This window comes from Anaeromyxobacter sp. SG64 (assembly GCF_022690745.1).
GTDB lineage: Bacteria > Myxococcota > Myxococcia > Myxococcales > Anaeromyxobacteraceae > Anaeromyxobacter > Anaeromyxobacter soli.
The window spans coordinates 1-2485 of record NZ_JALCZB010000184.1 but is presented as its reverse complement, the minus strand read 5'-3'; the positions used below and the strand labels follow the sequence as shown (position 1 = coordinate 2485).

Below are 2485 nucleotides of genomic sequence, written 5' to 3'. Positions count from 1 at the left end.
CGGCGCCGCGCGCGCCGCGGGCCGCCTGAGCCGGAACGCCGAGGCGGTGGCGCGCTACCGGACGCTGCTCGCACTCCGCCTCGACGACGCGGAGGCGCGCGGGGCGCTCGCGCACCTCCTCGTCGAGCAGGGCGACGTGGCCGGTGCGGCGGCGCTCCTCGCGGAGGGGCAGCGGCTCGATCCGGCGGACGGCGAGCTGCGGCTGCGGCTCGCCGACCTGCTCGCCGCGAACGGCCGCGCCGAGGAGGCCGAGACGGTCTACGCCACCGCGCTGCGCGTGGCGCCGGACGACGCGGACGCGCTCGAGCGCCGCGGGCGCTCGAGGCTCGCGGTGGGCCGCACCCGCGACGCGCTCGCCGACCTCCACGCCGCCCTCGAGCTCCGCCCGCAGTCGCCCGAGCTGAAGGAGCTCGTGCGCAGCCTCGAGCCCGCCCGCGAGCGGTTCGAGACGCCCTACCTGCTCGACGCGCGCGCGCTCGCCGCGAAGGCGCCCGCCGCCGACGACGACGACGACGCCGTCGTGCTCGGCGAGCTCAAGGTCACGCGCGTCTTCCCCTCCGGGCTCTCGGCGACCTACTACCAGCGGGTGGTGAAGATCGTGAACGCCCGCGGGGCGGAGGCGTTCCGGCGCCACGTCATCGGCTGGACCCCGGACCGGCAGGACGCGCGCGTCGAGCGGGTCCGCATCGTGAAGCCCGACGGCGCGACCATCGAGACGCACGAGGCGGAGGAGCGGAGCGCGAGCGAGCCCTGGTACCGGCTCTACTACGACACCCGCACGCGGACCCTGTCGTTCCCGGCGCTCTCCGCCGGGGACGTGCTCGAGGTGGCCTGGCGCATCGAGGACACCGCCGGCGAGAACCTGCTCTCCGACTACTTCGGCGACGTGACGTTCCTCGACGACACCACCCGCAAGGCGCGGGTGGACTACGTGCTCCTCGTCCCCGAGGCGCGGCCGATCTTCTCGAACGCCCCCGAGGGCGTGCGCCACGACACGCGGAAGCTGCCGGGCGGGCTCGTAGAGCACCGCTTCGGCGTGCGCGACCTCGCGCCCATCCGGCCCGAGCCCGGCATGCCGGGCTGGAGCGAGGTCGCCCGCTACGTGCACGTCTCCACCTACGGCGACTGGGACCAGGTGGCGCGCTTCTACTGGGGGCTCGTGAGGGATCAGCTCCGGCCCACGGGCGAGCTCCGCGCCACCGCCGCGCGCATCGTCGAGGCCGCGCTCGGCGCGGGCGGCGCGCGCCTCACGGCCGCCAGCGCGCAGGCAGGCCTGCCGCCGGCCGTCGCCCCGCCGCGGAACGGCTGGACCCTCGAGCAGAAGCGCGCCATCGTCCGGGGCGTCTACGACTTCGTGGTGTCGCAGACCCGTTACGTCGGCCTCGAGTTCGGGATCCACGGCTACAAGCCCTACCGGGTGGACCAGGTGCTCCAGCGGCGCTTCGGCGACTGCAAGGACAAGGCGAGCCTCGTCCACGCGCTCCTCGCCGCCGCGGGGATCGACTCGCGCCTCGTGCTCCTGCGCATGCGCCGCCTCGGGCGGATGCCCGAGACGCCCGCGTCGCTCGCGGTGTTCAACCACGCCATCGCCTACGTGCCCGACCTCGACCTGTGGCTCGACGGCACCGCGTCCTACTCGGGCTCGGGCGATCTGCCCGGCGAGGACCGCGGCGCGACGGTGCTCGTCGTGAACCCCGGCGCGAAGGCGACCTTCGGCACGATCCCGGAGGCGCGCCCCGAGGACAACCGCGTCGAGAGCCGGTTCGACGTGACGCTCGCGAGGGACGGCCGGGCGGCGGTGCGCGGCAGCTCGCACGTCCGCGGCGCGCAGGCGCCGCAGTACCGCCGCGCCTACCTCGCCGAGCACGACCGGCGCGCCCAGCTCGAGCGCGCCTTCGGCCGCACCTTCCCGGGCGCGGAGGTGACGAGCCTCGACGTCTCGGACCTCACGCGCATCGAGGAGGAGGTGGCGATGGACTTCACCCTCGACGTGCCGCGCTACGCGCTGGCGGACGGGGGCGGCCTGCGCTTCACCCCCTTCGGCGACGCCGCGGGCTACGCGGAGTCCTACGCCGCCCTCTCCGCGCGCAGGTACGACCTCGTGGTCGGCGATCCGGCCGTGACCCGCTTCACCTACCGTTACGTTTTCCCGAAGGGCTGGACGGTCGTGGAGGTGCCGGAGGCGGCCTCCGGCGAGACGCCGCACGGCGCCTTCGAGGTGCGCTACCGCCGCGAGGCGGACGCGCTCGTCGCCGAGGGGCACGTCACGTTCAAGACGGCGCGCGTCGCGGCGGCGGAGTACCCCGCCTTCCGCGAGCTCGCGGCGAGGATCGACCGCGCCTTCGCGCGGAAGGTCCGGATCGCCCCGGCCGTGGCCGGGGAGGGCTCCCGATGACGACCGTCCGTTCGCCCCGCGCCGCCGGCCCGCTGGCCGCCGCGCTCCTCGCCGCCGCGCTCGGCTGCGCCGGCCCGCGCGCGGCCGGCT

At 75.9% G+C, this 2485-nt stretch carries 1 protein-coding gene; it reads left to right on the top strand.

Features of this window, described 5'->3' with window-relative positions:
• Window positions 1-2395: DUF3857 domain-containing protein (locus tag MNZ29_RS23915; RefSeq protein WP_242357096.1), on the top strand; the 2395-nt coding region annotated here is incomplete at its 5' end.
• Window positions 2396-2485: the final 90 nt, after the last annotated feature.